Annotated in this window: 1 protein-coding gene; it reads left to right on the forward strand. The window is 35.2% G+C overall.

Annotated elements, in window-relative coordinates:
• The first annotated feature begins 16 nt into the window (after positions 1-16).
• Positions 17-484, forward strand: coding sequence for a hypothetical protein (locus I4Q58_RS15500; protein WP_203296821.1), 468 nt, complete (start codon positions 17-19; stop codon positions 482-484).
• Positions 485-623: the final 139 nt, after the last annotated feature.

A 623-nucleotide genomic window follows, 5' to 3' on the forward strand; every position in this document is an offset into this window, starting at 1 on the left:
CCGTTAGCCATAATTGATGACAACCGTAGAATTAGGAAATATAAAATTGGAAATTGACCGAACAGAAACGGAAAAATTCTATGCAACTCAAAACGGATTTGTTTGCGATTGTCCTGACTGTCTGAATTATGTGAGCAAGATTTCCAAAGTTAAATCTGAACTGAATGGACTTGACAAAAAACTCGGAATTGATTTGACTAAAGATGTCGGACAAGGAATGGACGAATTAATGCCTCACGATTATGAGAATCATCATTTGTATGTAATTCCATATTATGTCATCGGAAAATGCTTTGTGAATAAAAATGAACTAAATCGAGAAAACTCTGGACAAATTTGGACGAATACAAAACGTGCGGAAAAAAAGCTGACTGAAAACATATCGCTATCAATAATAAATACAACCAACGATATTGAAATGGATAATGCCAAAAGTATTTTGACTGTTTGGCTGGAATTTAAAACGCAACTGATTGAAAAATAAACAACTATGGCTAACAATGTATAACCGCAATTACGGCGGATTCGACTACGTCCGAATCCACTCGGAATTGCTAACGCCAGTTCTAAACCGAAAATTATTAACTTTAAATCCGTAACTGACGGTTATACTAGACCGTTGT

The sequence above is a fragment of the Luteirhabdus pelagi genome (genome assembly GCF_016827595.1).
Lineage (GTDB): Bacteria > Bacteroidota > Bacteroidia > Flavobacteriales > Flavobacteriaceae > Luteirhabdus > Luteirhabdus pelagi.

What these genes read in the sequence shown, in the direction of transcription:
- I4Q58_RS15500 (WP_203296821.1), top strand. Translation starts at nt 17, where the DNA reads ATGACAACCGTAGAATTAGGAAATATAAAATTGGAAATTGACCGAACA.